This is a genomic window from Streptomyces sp. NPDC059875, assembly GCF_042731085.1.
In the GTDB taxonomy this organism is placed as follows: Bacteria; Actinomycetota; Actinomycetes; order Streptomycetales; family Streptomycetaceae; genus Streptomyces.
Genome location: NZ_JBHWJZ010000001.1, coordinates 1 through 16,981, shown reverse-complemented (window position 1 = coordinate 16,981; position 16,981 = coordinate 1). Strand labels below are relative to the sequence as shown.

Annotated in this window: 11 protein-coding genes and 1 pseudogene; 6 read left to right on the top strand and 6 right to left on the bottom strand. The window is 69.9% G+C overall.

What is annotated here, in order from left to right:
• The first annotated feature begins 7 nt into the window (after positions 1-7).
• Together ACFV9D_RS00060 and ACFV9D_RS00055 are read left to right on the top strand one after the other, a co-directional pair.
• Positions 8-571: a hypothetical protein gene (locus tag ACFV9D_RS00060; protein WP_385138403.1), complete on the top strand. Its 564-nt coding sequence runs from the start codon at positions 8-10 to the stop codon at positions 569-571.
• Between the two features lie 207 nt (positions 572-778).
• A pseudogene (locus ACFV9D_RS00055) lies at positions 779-889 on the top strand (twin-arginine translocation signal domain-containing protein); the annotation flags it as partial.
• Positions 890-933: 44 nt separating this feature from the next.
• On the opposite strand, the gene ACFV9D_RS00050 reads toward ACFV9D_RS00055, so the two are convergent.
• The 6 genes from ACFV9D_RS00050 to ACFV9D_RS00025 form a co-directional block, all read right to left on the bottom strand.
• Positions 934-1,992: a PAC2 family protein gene (locus ACFV9D_RS00050; protein WP_385138401.1), complete on the bottom strand. Its 1,059-nt coding sequence runs from the start codon at positions 1,990-1,992 to the stop codon at positions 934-936.
• Positions 1,993-2,134: 142 nt separating this feature from the next.
• Complete coding sequence (locus ACFV9D_RS00045) at positions 2,135-3,196, bottom strand: LLM class flavin-dependent oxidoreductase (protein WP_385138399.1); 1,062 nt, start codon at positions 3,194-3,196, stop codon at positions 2,135-2,137.
• A gap of 112 nt (positions 3,197-3,308) precedes the next feature.
• A complete protein-coding gene (locus ACFV9D_RS00040; protein ID WP_385138397.1) occupies positions 3,309-4,913 on the bottom strand; it encodes an FAD-dependent oxidoreductase in 1,605 nt (534 codons plus the stop codon).
• Between the two features lie 6 nt (positions 4,914-4,919).
• Positions 4,920-6,446, bottom strand: coding sequence for a glycerol kinase GlpK (glpK, locus tag ACFV9D_RS00035; RefSeq protein ID WP_385138394.1), 1,527 nt, complete (start codon positions 6,444-6,446; stop codon positions 4,920-4,922).
• Positions 6,447-6,481: 35 nt separating this feature from the next.
• The gene (locus ACFV9D_RS00030; protein WP_385138392.1) at positions 6,482-7,270 is read right to left on the bottom strand and encodes an MIP/aquaporin family protein; all 789 of its coding nucleotides are present in this window, start codon (positions 7,268-7,270) and stop codon (positions 6,482-6,484) included.
• Between the two features lie 370 nt (positions 7,271-7,640).
• The gene (locus ACFV9D_RS00025) at positions 7,641-8,405 is read right to left on the bottom strand and encodes an IclR family transcriptional regulator (protein WP_385139386.1); all 765 of its coding nucleotides are present in this window, start codon (positions 8,403-8,405) and stop codon (positions 7,641-7,643) included.
• A gap of 291 nt (positions 8,406-8,696) precedes the next feature.
• Between ACFV9D_RS00025 and metH the strand changes: the two genes are divergently transcribed.
• The 4 genes from metH (at position 8,697) to ACFV9D_RS00005 (ending at position 16,904) form a co-directional block, all read left to right on the top strand.
• Positions 8,697-12,206: a methionine synthase gene (metH, locus tag ACFV9D_RS00020; protein WP_385138389.1), complete on the top strand. Its 3,510-nt coding sequence runs from the start codon at positions 8,697-8,699 to the stop codon at positions 12,204-12,206.
• A gap of 197 nt (positions 12,207-12,403) precedes the next feature.
• Positions 12,404-13,102, top strand: a complete 699-nt coding sequence (locus ACFV9D_RS00015) for an HAD family hydrolase (RefSeq protein WP_385138387.1) — start codon at positions 12,404-12,406, stop codon at positions 13,100-13,102.
• Between the two features lie 553 nt (positions 13,103-13,655).
• A complete protein-coding gene (locus tag ACFV9D_RS00010) occupies positions 13,656-15,245 on the top strand; it encodes an ABC transporter substrate-binding protein (RefSeq protein ID WP_385138384.1) in 1,590 nt (529 codons plus the stop codon).
• 75 nt (positions 15,246-15,320) lie between these two features.
• The gene (locus ACFV9D_RS00005; protein WP_385138381.1) at positions 15,321-16,904 is read left to right on the top strand and encodes an ABC transporter substrate-binding protein; all 1,584 of its coding nucleotides are present in this window, start codon (positions 15,321-15,323) and stop codon (positions 16,902-16,904) included.
• Positions 16,905-16,981: the final 77 nt, after the last annotated feature.

Below are 16,981 nucleotides of genomic sequence, written 5' to 3'. Positions count from 1 at the left end.
GGGAGCCGTGAAGCCGCACGTACTGGAGCGCTTCGGGGTGTTCGCGGAGTGTCTGCTCGTGGGGGTGTGGATCGCCGTCGCGTCCGTCCCCGTGGTCACGCTGCCCGCCGCGCTGGCCGCCGGTGCGGCGCATCTGCGCCGCTGGACCGGTGAGGAGGAGGGCGGCTGGCGGGAGTTCGTGGCCGACTTCCGGCGCGCCGTGCGAAGGGGCTGGGCGGTGGGTGTCGGCGGCCTGGCGGCGCTCGCACTGCTCCGGGCGGACATCGCGATCGTACGGGCGGGGCTCCCGGGCGGCCCCTTCGTTGGCGCGGTCGGGGTCCTGGCGATGCTCGCGCTGGTCGTGACCTGTCTGCGGGCCTGTACGGCCTGGCGCCCGGGTAGTTCCTGGCGCGCTTTGCTCTCCGCCGCGGGCCGCCGCACCGTGCGCGACCCCGCCGGCTCCCTGCTGATCGTCTGCGGCTTCGCCGTGATCGCCGCCTCGGCCTGGTTCGCGGCCCCCTTGGCGGCCCCGGCGCTCGGCATGGTGGTGGCCGCCACCCTCGCCGTCGAACGGCGCATGGCCATGGCGTGAGAGGCGGGGCCACCGCTCGGGGTGCACGACCCCACCGGCCCCACCCGCCCTCTGGCTTCCGATCCCTCGGGCCGGCCGGCCCCTGTGGCCGGCCCCGGCCACGGAGTTCGCCTCGACCTGCCCACTCGCCGACCTGCCCACGCATCGACTCATCGACTCGCCGACTCGCCGACGAACGGCGACTGTCCTGTCCATGGAAGGAACCTCATGTCTCCGATCCCTCGCAGGTCCCTGCTCAAGGCCGCAGCCGTCGCCGGTGCCGCCGCCCAGTTCAGCTGGGCGCTCGGCCGGGGGGGCGCCCCGGCCGCGGGGGGCGCCGCGGCGGGGGGGGGCGGGCGGGCCCCCCCCCCCTCTCGTACAGCTCACTCCTCGGCGTCGCCCCCGGAGCTCTCGTCCCCGGATCCTTCGGATCCCTCGCGGGGTGTCTCCGGCTCGGAGCCCTCCGGAGCGGAATCCGGCGCTGCTTCCGGACCCGGCTGCTCCGGCTTCGGCGGCCGCGTCCGGCCGCTGCCGGTGTCCCGCAGATACGAGGCGTCGCCGCCGTCCGTCGCGAGCCCGGGGCCCTGGCCGGGGCCCGGTCCGCCGTCCCGCCGCCGCAGATACCGCTCGAACTCCCGGGCGATCGCCTCGCCCGAGGCCTCCGGCAGCTCCGCGGTGTCCCGGGCCTCCTCCAGCGTCTGGACGTACTCCGCCACTTCGCTGTCCTCGGAGGCCAGTTGGTCCACGCCCAGCTGCCAGGCCCGCGCGTCCTCGGGCAGTTCGCCCAGCGGGATCCGCAGGCCGATCAGGTCCTCGAGACGGTTCAGGAGCGCCAGCGTCGCCTTGGGGTTGGGCGGCTGCGACACGTAGTGCGGCACCGCGGCCCACAGGCTCACCGCGGGCACGCCCGCGTGCGTGCACGCCTCCTGGAGGATGCCGACGATGCCCGTGGGGCCTTCGTAGCGGGTCTCCTCCAGGTCCATCGTCCGTGCCAGGTCCGGGTCGGAGGTGACCCCGCTGACCGGCACGGGCCGCGTGTGCGGGGTGTCGCCGAGCAGCGCGCCCAGGATCACCACCATCTCCACGCCCAGCTCATGGGCGAAGCCCAGGATCTCGTTGCAGAACGAGCGCCAGCGCATCGACGGCTCGATCCCGCGGACCAGGACCAGGTCGCGCGGCTTTTCGCCGCCGACCCGGACCACGGAGAGCCTGGTCGTCGGCCAGGTGATCTTCCGGACGCCGCCGTCCAGCCACACCGTGGGCCGGTTGACCTGGAAGTCGTAGTAGTCCTCGGCGTCGAGCGCCGCGAACACCTCGCCCTTCCATTCCCGGTCCAGATGGGCGACCGCGGTGGAGGCGGCGTCGCCGGCGTCGTTCCAGCCCTCGAACGCGGCCACCATGACCGGGTCGATCAGCTCGGGAACCCCCTCGAGCTCGATCACCCAGCGCCTCCTTTTCGAAGTTCCTGTCGTACGGACCAACCTTACGGCTTTCCGGTGGTCCGTCCGCAGCCCTCGTGCACCACCGGGAGCGAAAGCGGCCTTGATCGACTACCCACGAACCCCGCCCGGCACACGGCCCGGCTCAGGCCTCCCACAAGGTGCTGGGCGCCTCCCTCCGCACGACCGGCGCGATCTCCTCGGCGAACCGCCGCAGCGTCTCGACCTGCTCGGCGGTCGACAGGCCGAAGCCGTCGACCGTGACGGACTGCAGGTCGTGGCCGTAGACCTGGTGCCAGCCGAGGATCTTGTCGATGATCTGCTGCGGCGAGCCGATCAGCTGCGGACCGTCCTCGATCGCGTCCTCGATCGTCCGGAACGGGGTGTTGTAGCCGGCCTTCCCCTCCAGATGCGGCTTGAAATTCTGCCGCACCCGCGCCTCGTACAGCTCCTTGTACCGCGCAACCGCCTGCTCGGCCGTGTCGGCGATCAGCAGGCCGCCCGAACCCGCCGCCACGCGCGCGTGGGCCGGGTCGTGGCCGTACTCCTCGAACTTCTCGCGGTAGTGGGCGATCAGTTTCGCGTACGCCTCGCGCGGCTGGATCGCGTTGGCCGTGAACAGCGGATCGCCGTGCCTGGCCGCGAGTTCGGGGGAGTTGAGACTCGTGGCCGAGCCGTGCCAGACGCGAGGGACTCCGGCGTACGGCCGTGGGACGGTGGTCACGTCCTTGAGCGGGGACCGGAACTCGCCCTCCCAGTCCACGCCTTCCTCACTCCACAGTCGGCGCAGCAGCTCGTACTTCTCCTTCTGCAGATCCCACTGCCGCTCCTCGTCCAGGCCGAAGAGGTCGAAATGGCCGGCCTCCGCGCCCTTGCCGATGACCAACTCGACCCGGCCCCGGGAGATCTGGTCGAGCGTCGCGTAGTCCTCGGCGACCCTGACCGGGTCGAGGATCGCGACGACGGTGACACCGGTCAGCAGCCTGATACGGGAGGTACGGGCGGCCAGCGCGCCGAGCAGCACCGTGGGGGCGGAGGAGAGGAACGCCCCTGCGTGCCGTTCGCCGATCGCGTAGGCATCGAAGCCGAGCCGCTCGGCGGCCTCGCCGATCGTGAGCACCTCCTCCAGCCGGTCGGCGGCGGACGGGAGTTCGCCGGTGAGGGGGTGGGGGGCGTGGCCGATGATGGAGAGCACCTGAAACTTCATGCGGGCAACTCTTCCCGCCCGGTGTTGCGGCGGTATGGCCGCCGTATGGCACGGCTCCGGGCACGCGTAAGGGGCGGCCTCCCAAGGAGACCGCCCCTTACAAGGTCAGGCGCTACTTGCCGAGCATGTCCTCGACCTTGCCGCGGATCTCGTCCGTCGCGAGACCGCGGATCGTCAGCGTCGTACGGCGGCGCAGTACGTCGTCCGCCGTCTCGGCCCACTCGTGGTCACGGGCGTAGGCGACCTGCGCCCAGATCTCCGGGGCGTCCGGGTGGATGCGCTCGCCGAGCTCCGGGTTCTCGTTCGCCATCCGCGCGATGTCGAAGGAGAGCGAACCGTAGTGCGTCGCCAGGTGCTTGGCGGTGTCGGCGGCCATCCGCGGGCCGGGCGCCGGACCGTCGACGAGCAGCCGGTGCGCGACCGCGTTCGGGTTGGCGATGCCGGGCAGCGGCAGCCGCTTCGGCAGCGTCGACACCGACTCGTAGTCCTCGCCCAGCGGGTGGCCCGGCAGGGACTCCAGCTTCTTCATGACCGTACGGCCGATGTGGCGGAAGGTCGTCCACTTGCCGCCGGCCACCGACAGCATGCCGCCGCGACCCTCGGTGACGACCGTCTCGCGCTTGGCCTTCGAGGTGTCGCCGGGGCCACCCGGAAGCACCCGCAGGCCCGCGAAGGCGTACGTGATCAGATCGCGCGACAGCTGCTGGTCGCGGATCGAGAAGGCGGCCTCGTCCAGGATCTGGGCGGTGTCCTTCTCGGTGACCTCGACCTGGCCGGGGTCGCCCTCGTACTCCTCGTCGGTCGTACCGAGCAGCAGCATGTCCTCCCAGGGGAGGGCGAAGGTGATGCGGTACTTGTCGATCGGGGTCGCCAGCGCGGCCTTCCACGGCGAGGTCCGCTTGAGGACGAGGTGCGCACCCTTGGACAGGCGGATGGAGGGCGCCGCGTTGGGGTCCTCCATCGTGCGCAGGTGGTCGACCCACGGGCCGGTCGCGTTCAGCACCAGACGGGCGGTGACGCCGAACTCGTCGCCGCTCGTACGGTCCTTCAGCTCCGCGCCCGTGACCCGGCCGCGGGTGAAGCGCAGCCCGGTGACCTCGGCGTGGTTGAGGACGACGGCGCCGGCGTCGACCGCGGCGCGGACCGTCATCAGCGCCATGCGCGCGTCGTTCATCTGGTCGTCGCCGTACACGGCCACGGCCTTGAGGTTGTCCGTACGCAGCTCGGGCACGTCCTGCGCGGCCTTCGCCGGGCTGAGCAGGTGCCCGACGCCGTCACCGAAGGCGGAGAGGGCGGAGTACGCGAAGACACCGGCACCGAGCTTGGCCGCGCCGTGCGGGCCGCCCTTGTAGACGGGCAGGTAGAAGGTGAGCGGGTTGGCGAGGTGCGGCGCCACCTGACGGGAGACCGCACGCCGCTCGAAGTGGTTCTCCGCCACCAGCTTCACGGCGCCGGTCTGCAGGTAGCGCAGACCGCCGTGGAGCAGCTTGGAGGAGGCGGAGGAGGTGGCGCCGGCGAAGTCGCCGGCGTCCACCAGGGCCACCCGCAGGCCCGACTGCGCGGCGTGCCAGGCGGTGGAGATGCCCAGGATGCCGCCGCCGATCACCAGGAGGTCGTACGTCGCCTTGGAAAGCTGCTCCCGAGTCTCGGCGCGGCTCGGCAGGGAACCGGCAGCCGGTCGCGTCCCAAGGGCAGGGACGCTCTGCAGGGTGGTCATGTCGATTTACTCCTCGTCCTCGATCCAGCCCATGGTCCGCTCGACGGCCTTGAGCCAGCTCTTGTACTCGCTGTCACGCTTGTCGGCGTCCATGCGAGGGGTCCATTCCGCCGCGCGACGCCAGTTGGCGCGCAGGGCGTCGGTGTCGGGCCAGAAGCCGACGGCCAGGCCGGCGGCGTAGGCGGCACCGAGGCAGGTGGTCTCGGCGACCATCGGGCGCACGACCGGCGCGTCCAGGAAGTCCGAGAGGGTCTGCATCAGCAGGTTGTTGGAGGTCATGCCGCCGTCGACCTTGAGCGCGGTCAGCTCGACGCCGGAGTCCTTCGTCATGGCGTCGGTGATCTCGCGGGTCTGCCAGGCCGTGGCCTCCAGGACGGCGCGGGCGATGTGCGCCTTGGTGACGTACCGGGTGAGGCCGGCGATCACACCGCGGGCGTCGGAGCGCCAGTACGGGGCGAACAGGCCGGAGAAGGCCGGCACGAAGTAGGCGCCGCCGTTGTCCTCGACCGAGGACGCCAGGGTCTCGATCTCGGCGGCGGACTTGATGAGGCCCATCTGGTCGCGCATCCACTGCACCAGCGAACCGGTGACGGCGATCGAGCCCTCCAGGGCGTAGACCGGCTTCTCGTCGCCGATCTGGTAGCCGACCGTGGTCAGCAGGCCGCTGTAGGAGTTGATGATCTTGTCACCGGTGTTCATCAGCATGAAGGTGCCGGTGCCGTACGTGGACTTCGCCTCGCCCTCGGCGAAACAGGTCTGGCCGAACAGGGCGGCCTGCTGGTCGCCGAGCGCGGAGGCGACCGGGACGCCGTCCAGGACGCCGCCCTTGACGGTGCCGTAGACCTCGGCGGAGGAGCGGATCTCCGGCAGCACGGCGGCCGGGATCTCCATGGACTGCAGGATCTTCTCGTCCCAGCCCATGGTGTGCAGGTTCATCAGCATGGTGCGCGAGGCGTTGGTGACGTCGGTGACGTGGTGACCGCCCTCGACACCGCCGGTGAGGTTCCAGATGACCCAGGAGTCCATCGTGCCGAAGAGGATCTCGCCGCGCTCGGCGCGCTCGCGCAGGCCCTCGACGTTGTCGAGCAGCCAGCGGACCTTCGGGCCGGAGAAGTACGAGGCGAGGGGCAGGCCGGTCTCGCGGCGGAAGCGGTCCTGGCCGACGTTGCGGCCGAGCTCCTTGCAGAGGGCGTCGGTGCGGGTGTCCTGCCAGACGAGGGCGTTGTGGACGGGCTCACCGGTGTTCTTGTCCCAGAGCAGGGTGGTCTCGCGCTGGTTGGTGATGCCGATGGCCTTGACGTCGGCGGAGGTGATGCCGGCCTTGTCGATGGCGCCGGCCACGACTTCCTGGACGTTGGCCCAGATCTCGGCGGCGTCGTGCTCGACCCAGCCCGGCTTCGGGAAGATCTGCTCGTGCTCCTTCTGGTCGACCGAGACGATCCGGCCGTCCTTGTCGAAGACGATGCAGCGGGACGAGGTGGTGCCCTGGTCGATGGCGGCGATGAACGGGCCGGCGGTGTGTGCGTCGGTCACGGTGTGCTCCAAGGAAGTCTGGGTGGAAGGACGGCTCAGGCGAACGCGATGTTGTAGATACCCGCGGCGATGGCGCCGCCCACCAGGGGGCCGACGACCGGGATCCAGGCGTAGCTCCAGTCGGAGCCGCCCTTGTTCGGCAGCGGGAGCAAGGCGTGCACGATGCGCGGGCCGAGGTCACGCGCCGGGTTGATGGCGTAACCGGTCGGGCCGCCGAGCGAGAGGCCGATGCCGACCACGACGAAGGCCGTGATCAGGGCGCCGATGACGCCGAGGCCCTTGCCGCTGTCGTTGAGGCCCTGCGTGAGCACCGCGAGGACCAGCACGACCGTGCCGATGATCTCGGTGGCCAGGTTCTGCCAGACGACCCGGACCTCGGGCCCGGTCGAGAAGACGCCGAGCACCGGACCGGCGTTCGGCGCGGCCTTCTGGTCGACCATGCCCTCCTCGTGCGGAGGCGCGGAGATGATCTCCGGGTCCGTGAGGTGGGCCTGGAACTGTCCGTAGTACGCGACCCAGACCAGGAACGCGCCGAGCATGGCGCCCAGGATCTGGCCGGCGAAGTAGACCGGGACGTTGTTCCAGTCCCCGTCCTTGATCGCGATGCCCACCGTGACGGCGGGGTTCAGGTGGGCGCCCGAGAGGGTACCCGTCATGTACACGGCAGTCATGACCGCGAAGCCCCACCCGAACGTGATGGCGAGCCATCCGGCGTTCTGGGCCTTCGAGCGCTTGAGCACCACGGCGGCGACGACACCGCCGCCGAGCAGAATGAGTACGGCGGTACCGATGAACTCGCCGATGAAGATGTCGGAGCTGGACACCCGCGACTCCTTTGTCCTTCGTCCAGGGGAAGGCGAACCCCGGGTCCCTCCGGTGGTCCGCGCCCTCATATGAGGGCGTTGCCGGCCCTTGGCACTGCCACACTCTAGCGCGTATTGCCGGTAGGTGTTCGACAATGCCGACCGATGAACGGAAGTTTTGCCCCCTGGTTAACAGCACGTCAAGGGTTCTGTGGCCGATTGCGTCCCGCATGACCCGATCGTTACCGACGGGTTCCGCACGCGCGCGTGGGGACACGCGAACGGCCCGGCCGCCATCGGGCGACCGGGCCGGGTCGTGGGGGACGGGGGAGGGCCTCAGGGGCGGCCTCGCGGGTCCTGGGGCTGCCCTGCGAATCGGGCCCGACGACCGCTAGAAGCGCCCCGCGCCCAGATCGCGGGAGACGGCGCGGGCGCAGTCCCGTACCGCCGCCACCAGCTCAGAGCGCAGCTCTCCCTCGCTGCAGACCCGCTCCACCGCGCCCGTGATCGCCACCGCGCCCACCGGCATCCGGCGCCGGTCGTGGATCGGGGCGGCCACCGAGGCCACCCCCTCCCAGGTCTCCTCCACGTCAGCGGCCCAGCCCCGGGCGCGCGTCATGTCGAGCAGGGACTCGAACTCCGCGAGGTCCGTGACCGTACGGGGGGTGAAGCTCTCGCGCGGCACCTCGAGGCCCTCGCTGTGGGCCACCGGGTCGTAGGCCGACAGCACCTTTCCCAGGGCGGTGGAGTGCAGCGGCTGCATCGCCCCCACCTCCAGGACCTGGCGGCTGTCGTCCGGCCGGAAGACGTGGTGCACGATCAGCACGCCCTGCTGGTGCAGGACGCCCAGGTGGACGCTCTCGCCGCTGGAGCGCGCCAGGTCGTCCGTCCAGACCAGCGCCCGCGCCCGCAGCTCGTGCACGTCCAGATAGCTGTTGCCCAGCCGCAGCAGCTCCGCGCCCAGCTGGTAGCGGCCCGACGCCGACTCCTGCTCCACGAAGCCCTCGGCCTGCAGCGTGCGCAGGATGCCGTGCGCCGTGCCCTTGGCCAGGCCTAGTGACGAGGCGATGTCGGACAGGCCGAGCCGGCGCTCGCCGCCCGCGAGCAGTCGCAGCATCGCCGCCGCTCGTTCAAGCGACTGGATGTTCTTCGCCATCGCCCGGCCCTTCTCCCTGTCCACGATCCCGGCGGTCCCGTGGATCTTACGGACAGGATCCCGTGGATCATGCTGTTCGACAATGCTGAACACTATCGGTCGATGCCGACCACTCTTTACCTTGACAGTGTCGGTCACGAACACGCGCGATCGGGAGTCCCGCGACACAGGATGCCGTCCGGCCCGTGGGACGCCATGTCCACCCCGGCGTGCACACGGTTACGCTGGGCCCCGTGCACCCTCCACCGAGAGTGCAAAGCCGACAGCCGTCGCATCCCAGGGAGCTCATCCATGGCCTCGTCGCCAACCCCTTCCGCCGACAGCCGGACCCGCGCCGCAGCCCTCCGCGAGGCACTCGCGACCCGAGTGGTGGTGGCCGACGGAGCCATGGGCACCATGCTCCAGGCACAGGACCCCACTCTCGAGGACTTCCAGAACCTCGAAGGCTGCAACGAGATCCTGAACGTGACGCGGCCGGACATCGTCCGCTCCGTGCACCAGGAGTACTTCGCCGCGGGCGTCGACTGCGTCGAGACCAACACCTTCGGAGCGAACCTCGCCGCGCTCGGCGAGTACGACATCCCCGAGCGGGTGTACGAGCTCTCCGAATCCGGTGCCCGGATCGCGCGCGAGGTCGCCGACGAGTTCACCGCTTCCACCGGACAGCAGCGCTGGGTGCTCGGCTCCATGGGCCCCGGCACCAAGCTGCCGACCCTCGGCCACGCCCCCTACACCGCCCTGCGCGACGCCTACCAGCAGAACGCCGAGGGCATGCTCGCCGGCGGCGCCGACGCGCTCCTGGTGGAGACCACCCAGGACCTGCTGCAGACCAAGGCGTCCGTCATCGGCGCCCGCCGCGCCCTGGACGCCCTCGGCGTCGACGTGCCGCTGATCGTCTCCGTCACCGTGGAGACCACCGGCACCATGCTGCTCGGTTCCGAGATCGGCGCCGCGCTCACCGCGCTCGAGCCGCTCGGCATCGACATGATCGGCCTGAACTGCGCCACCGGCCCCGCCGAGATGAGCGAGCACCTGCGCTACCTCGCCCGGCACTCCCGTATCCCGCTGTCCTGCATGCCCAACGCCGGACTCCCCGTCCTCGGCAAGAACGGCGCGCACTACCCGCTGACCCCGGCCGAGCTGGCCGACGCCCAGGAGACCTTCGTCCGCGAGTACGGACTCTCCCTGATCGGCGGCTGCTGCGGTACCACCCCCGAGCACCTGCGCCAGGTCGTCGAGCGGGTCCGCGACCTCACCCCGACCGTCCGCGAGCCGCGCCCCGAGCCCGGCGCCGCCTCGCTCTACCAGACGGTCCCGTTCCGCCAGGACACCTCGTACATGGCGATCGGTGAGCGCACCAACGCCAACGGTTCGAAGAAGTTCCGCGAGGCCATGCTGGACGGCCGCTGGGACGACTGTGTCGAGATGGCCCGCGACCAGATCCGCGAGGGCGCGCACATGCTCGACCTCTGCGTGGACTACGTCGGCCGCGACGGCGTCGCCGACATGGAGGAGCTCGCCGGCCGCTTCGCCACCGCCTCCACCCTGCCGATCGTCCTCGACTCCACTGAGGTCGACGTCATCCAGGCCGGTCTGGAGAAGCTGGGCGGCCGTGCCGTCATCAACTCCGTCAACTACGAGGACGGCGACGGACCGGAGTCCCGCTTCGCCAAGGTCACCCGACTGGCCCAGGAGCACGGCGCCGCGCTCATCGCGCTCACCATCGACGAGGAGGGCCAGGCCCGCACCGTCGAGAACAAGGTCGCCATCGCCGAGCGGATCATCGACGACCTGACCGGCAACTGGGGCATCCACGAGTCGGACATCCTCATCGACACCCTCACCTTCACCATCTGCACCGGGCAGGAGGAGTCCCGCAAGGACGGCGTCGCCACCATCGAGGCCATCCGCGAGCTCAAGCGGCGCCACCCGGACGTCCAGACCACGCTGGGCCTGTCCAACATCTCTTTCGGCCTCAACCCGGCCGCCCGCATCCTGCTCAACTCCGTCTTCCTCGACGAGTGCGTCAAGGCCGGTCTGGACTCGGCCATCGTGCACGCCTCCAAGATCCTCCCGATCGCCCGCTTCGACGAGGAGCAGGTCGACACCGCCCTCGACCTGATCTACGACCGGCGCTCCGAGGGCTACGACCCGCTCCAGAAGCTGATGGCCCTCTTCGAGGGCGCCACCACCAAGTCGATGAAGGCCGGCAAGACCGAGGAGCTCCTCGCCCTGCCGCTGGAGGAGCGGCTCAAGCGCCGCATCATCGACGGCGAGAAGAACGGCCTGGAGGCCGACCTCGACGAGGCGCTGCAGGAGCGCCCCGCCCTCGACATCGTCAACGAGACGCTGCTCGACGGCATGAAGGTCGTGGGCGAGCTCTTCGGTTCCGGCCAGATGCAGCTGCCGTTCGTGCTCCAGTCCGCCGAGGTCATGAAGACGGCGGTCGCCTACCTGGAACCGCACATGGAGAAGACGGACGCGGACGGCAAGGGCACGATCGTCCTCGCTACCGTCCGGGGCGATGTCCACGACATCGGCAAGAACCTCGTCGACATCATCCTCTCCAACAACGGCTACAACGTCGTCAACCTCGGCATCAAGCAGCCGGTCTCGGCGATCCTGGACGCCGCCGAGGAGCACCGCGCCGACGTCATCGGCATGTCCGGCCTGCTGGTGAAGTCCACGGTGATCATGAAGGAGAACCTGGAGGAGCTGAACCAGCGCGGCCTGGCCGCCGACTTCCCGGTCATCCTGGGCGGCGCCGCCCTCACCCGGGCGTACGTGGAGCAGGACCTCCACGAGATCTACCAGGGCGAAGTCCGCTACGCCCGCGACGCCTTCGAGGGCCTGCGCCTGATGGACGCCCTCATCGCCGTGAAGCGAGGCGTCCCCGGAGCGGCGCTGCCCGAGCTCAAGCAGCGCCGGGTCGCCCAGCGCGCCACGTCGCTCGAGGTCAACGAGCCCGAGGAAGGCGGCCGTTCGGACGTCGCCACCGACAACCCGGTGCCGACCCCGCCGTTCTGGGGTACCCGCGTCGTCAAGGGCATCCAGCTCAAGGAGTACGCGAGCTGGCTCGACGAAGGCGCCCTGTTCAAGGGGCAGTGGGGCCTCAAGCAGAACCGGGCCGGCGACGGACCGTCGTACGAGGAGCTGGTGGAGACCGAGGGCCGTCCCCGGCTGCGCGGCTGGCTGGAGCGCCTCCACACCGAGAACCTGCTGGAGGCGGCCGTCGTCCACGGCTACTTCCCGTGTGTGTCCAAGGGCGACGACCTGATCATCCTCGACGAGCAGGGCAACGAGCGGACCCGCTTCACCTTCCCGCGCCAGCGCCGCGGCCGTCGTCTGTGCCTCGCGGACTTCTTCCGCCCCGAGGAGTCCGGCGAGACCGATGTCGTCGGCCTCCAGGTCGTCACCGTCGGCTCCCGGATCGGCGAGGCCACCGCCAAGCTCTTCGAGTCCGACTCCTACCGCGACTACCTGGAGCTGCACGGACTCTCCGTCCAGCTGGCCGAGGCCCTCGCCGAGTACTGGCACGCCCGTGTCCGCGCCGAGCTCGGCTTCGCCGGCGAGGACCCGGCCGACGTCGAGGACATGTTCGCGCTCAAGTACCGCGGTGCGCGTTTCTCGCTCGGCTACGGCGCCTGCCCCGACCTGGAGGACCGGGCGAAGATCGCCGAGCTGCTCCAGCCCGAGCGGATCGGTGTCCAGCTCTCGGAGGAGTTCCAGCTCCACCCCGAGCAGTCCACCGACGCGATCGTCATCCACCACCCCGAGGCGAAGTACTTCAACGCGCGCTAAGACCGCATGGTGACACGCTGAGATCGCGGGGCGTCGCCCCGCGACCGTCCGGCGACACCGTTCGGCGCATGTCAGGACGTATATCCCTGCGTTCCCGGTGATCGAGACGTACACTGGTCGGTCCAGTGCAGGCCGGTCACCCTCCCCGTACCGGGGAGGGAGGCCGGCCTTCTCGTCCCTCCATGGAGGTGTGCCGGATGACCAGCACGGTCCCCGCGTCCCTGTTCCGCACCAACGGAAGCTCCGCCCTGCAGGCGGTCTTCCTCGACATGGACGGGACCCTCGTCGACACCGAGGGGTTCTGGTGGGACGCGGAGGTGGAGGTCTTCGCCGACCTCGGGCACCGGCTGGACGAGGCATGGCGCGACATCGTCGTCGGCGGCCCCATGACCCGCAGCGCGGGCTATCTCATCGAGGCCACCGGCGCCGACATCACCATCGCCGAGCTCACGGTCCTGCTCAACGAGAAGTTCGAGCAGCGCATCGACCGGGGCGTGCCGCTGATGCCCGGCGCCGAGCGGCTCCTGGCCGAGCTCGCCCACCACAACATCCCGACGGCTCTGGTCTCCGCCTCGCACCGGCGCATCATCGACCGGATCCTCGCCTCCCTGGGCCGCGACCGCTTCACCCTCACCGTCGCCGGTGACGAGGTGATCCGCACGAAGCCCCATCCCGAGCCGTATCTGACCGCCGCGAGCGGAGTCGGCGCCGAGCCGGCGCTCTGCGCCGTCATCGAGGACACGGCGACGGGCGTGGCGGCCGCCGAGGCCGCCGGCTGCCGGGTGGTCGCCGTGCCCTCCGTCGCGCCCATCGCGCCCTCCGCGGGCAGGGTCGTGGTCCGCTCCCTGGAGGACGTGAACGTTCCCTTCCTGCGCACGCTGATCGCGGGCCCGTGATCGTCTGAGCTTTTCCTGAGCTTTGCAGCGGCGCGAGCTTTTCCGGGCCCTGAGCTTTCGCGGGGAATTTCTTCCCGGCGGCCCTTACGGAGACGCAGGGCACTCATTCGTGCATTTTCCGTGACCGCGGTCTCGAAATGATTCGGCCACCCGCCGAAAAGGTGCGCACGTGACCTTGGTCACTCAGCGTGCCGAGCGGCGGGTGGCCGTCCTGCGTCAGGTGTCCGTAACGCGGTGATTCCGGCCTCCCCGTGTGTCCTGATTCGCGTAGTCCCTGACGAATCATTCCTCCGCATGACTATCGACCCCGTCGTATTCATGATCACTATGCGCATCCGCGGCCGGTCGCCCCCGGTCCTGGCAATAGGGCCTCGCCCACTAATCTTTCGCGAGTACTTCGCCGCACATCCGCGTGCACCGGCGACCCATCCATGTCGCCGCGAACACAGGACCGATCGCACACCATCCCGGCCCGATCCCCGCCCCGACCGGGCGCAGCGGCGGAGTGTCCGTACCCGCTGTACCCCAGTGCCGGATGAGGAGAACGTCCAGGATGAACCGCAAGACCTTGGCCCTGCCGGCCGTCGCCGGTCTGCTCGCCCCGCTGCTCGTCGCCTGCGGCGGTTCGGACGAGTCCAGAGCCATCGTCGTCGGCACCACGGACCACTTCCTCGCCACCGCCGAAGCCCCCGCGCCGCTCGACCCGGCCTTCGCGTACGACACCGGCGCCTGGAACATCCTGCGGCAGACCGTCCAGACCCTGATGCACGTGCCCCGCGGCGGTGGCGAGCCCGTACCCGAGGCCGCCGAGAGCTGCCGCTTCAGCGACCGCGCCAGCGAGAGCTACCGCTGCACGCTGCGCGAAGGACTCACCTTCGCCGACGGCACCCCCATCACCGCCGACGACGTGAAGTTCTCCGTCGAACGCGTGCTGGCGATCAAGTCCGACAACGGCACGGCCGCCCTCCTCGCCAACATCGACACCGTCGAGACCAACGGTCAGCGCGACGTCGTCTTCCACCTGAAGACCCCCGACGCGACCTTCCCGTACAAGCTCTCCACCCCGGTCGCCGGCATCCTCAGCAAGAACAAGTACAGCGCCAAGGAGCTCCGCGCCGGCTTCGACGTCGACGGCTCCGGCCCGTACACGATGAAGACCGAGCGCAGCGGCGAGCAGATCGTCAAGGCCGTCTTCACCAAGAACCCGAAGTACAAGGGCGACATCACCCTGCGCAACGACAAGATCGAACTGCGCTCCTTCGCCGACGCGGACGCCATGGGCAAGGCGCTCGAGAACCGCGAGATCGACATGATGACCCGCGCCATGTCGCTCGAACAGGTCAAGGACCTCACCGAGAAGCCCAAGGAGGGCATCAAGCTCACCGAGGTCCCCGGCCTGGAGATCCGCTACCTCGCCTTCAACACCGCCGACCCCTCCGTCAAGGACAAGGCCGTCCGGCAGGCCATGGCCGCCGTCGTCGACCGCGGCGCGCTCATCAACACGGTCTACGGCACCACCGCCCAGCCGCTCTACTCGCTGATCCCCTCCAGCGTCACGGGCCACTCCACCGCCTTCTTCGACAGCTACGGCGAACCCAGCGCCACCAAGGCCGCCGGAATCCTGAGCAAGGCCGGCATCAAGAAGCCGGTCGAGATCTCCCTCCACTACACCACCGACCACTACGGCTCCGGCACCAAGAAGGAGTTCGAGGCGCTGCGCGACCAGCTCAACGCCACCGGACTCTTCGACGTCACCGTCCAGGGCGCCGAGTGGTCCACCTTCCGGCCCGCGCAGAAGCGCGGCGACTACCCCGTCTACGGCCTCGGCTGGTTCCCCGACTTCCCCGACCCGGACAACTACGTCGCCCCCTTCCTCGACGCCGACAACTTCCTCAACACCCCCTACGTCAACAAGTCCGTCCGCGACCAGTTGATCCCGCAGTCGCGCCGCTCGGCCGACCGCACCGCCGTGAGCCCCGTCTTCGGACAGATCCAGAAGATCGTGGCCAAGGACGTACCCGTCCTGCCGCTCTGGCAGGGCAAGCAGTACGTCGCCGCACGCGACGACGTGACCGGCGTCGAATGGGCGCTGAACAACTCCTCGGACCTGCTCCTCTGGGAGCTCGGCCGCGGCACCGCCTGACCCCGCAACCAGCTCGGTAACTCCGGCCGCGCACAGGCGCGCGCCGGTCTGGCAAGAGATCAAGAGGCACGTTCTGTGAAGCACAACAAGTGGCTGACGGCCCCCCTCGCCGCGGGGCTGTCCGCCGCCCTGCTCAGCGGCTGCGGCACGGAGCAGGGCGACGGCGCCGCGAGCTCCGGTGACAACGTCCGCGTCGGCATGTCCGACGAGGTCCTGGCCACCGACCCGGCCGCCGGCTACGACCCCGGTTCCTGGCTGCTGTTCAACAACGTCTTCCAGTCCCTGCTCAGCTTCCCCAAGGGCACCACCGAGCCCGAACCGGAAGCCGCCGAGAAGTGCGACTTCGAAGGGGGCAGCAAGGTCTACCGCTGCACCCTGCGCGAGGGCCTGAAGTTCTCCAACGGCAACCCGCTGACCTCGAAGGACGTCAAGTTCTCCTTCGACCGTGCGCTGAAGATCGACGACCCGGCCGGCCCGGCGCCGCTGCTCTCCTCGATCGACTCCATCGAGACCCCGGACGACCTGACCGTCGTCTTCCGGCTCAAGACCCCCGACGCCACGTTCCCCAGCAAGATCGCCTCCGGCGCCGGCTCGATCGTCGACCACCGTGAGTACACGGCGGACGCGCTGCGCACGGACGGCAAGGCGGTCGGCTCCGGCCCGTACAAGCTGGAGTCCATCAGCGACACCGAAGCCGTCTTCTCCGTCAACGCCGACTACCGGGGCAGCGCCAAGCCGAGGAACAGCGGCGTCACCCTCAAGCTCTACGACGGCGACCGCGCCGCCCTCTCCAAGGCCCTCGCCGACAACGACATCGACGTCGCCTACCGTGGCCTCTCCGCCGACGACATCGCCGCACTCGAGGCGTCCGCCACCACGGCCGACGAGAGCGTCGAGGTCATCCAGGGCACCAGCGCCGAGGTCCAGCACCTCGTCTTCAACGTCAAGGACCCGGTCGTCGGCAAGCTCGGCGTCCGCCAGGCCATCGCCCACCTCGTCGACCGCGACGCGCTCGTCCAGAACGTCTACAAGTCGACCGCCACGCCGCTGTACTCGATCGTCCCGGCCGGCGTCGCGAGCCACAACACCGCCTTCCTCGACACCTACGGCGATCGCCCCGACGCCGCCAAAGCCAAGAAGGCGCTGCGCAAGGCGGGCGTCAGCAACAAGGTGAAGCTCACCCTCTGGTCCACGCCGAACCGCTACGGCCCCTCCACCGACCAGGAGCTCAAGGCGATAGCCGAACAGCTCAACAGCAGCGGTCTGTTCGACGCCACCGTGCAGTCGGTCGAGTTCGAGCAGTACGAGAAGGACATCGCCGCCGGCAAGTACGGCGTCTACGTCAAGGGCTGGGTCCCCGACTACCCCGACGCCGACAACTTCACCGCCCCCTTCTTCGGCGCGGGCAACGTCCTCGGCAACAACTACGAGAACGCCACCATCACCGGCAGCATCCTCCCGAAGACCTCCGCCGCCGCCGACCGCGCCGGCACCGAGCAGGACTTCGGCAGGCTCCAGGACGTCGTCGCCGACGAACTGCCCATCCTCCCGCTCTGGCAGGGCAAGCAGTACGCCGTCGCCCGCGACGGCATCACCGGCCTGGAGTGGACCCTGGACGCCTCGACCGTCTTCCGCTTCTGGGAGATCAAGAAGGGCTGACCGGCCCCACCCGCCGCACAGAGGGAAGGGGCCCGGCACGCCTACAGCGGGGCCGGGCCCCAGCCCAAAGTGCCCCA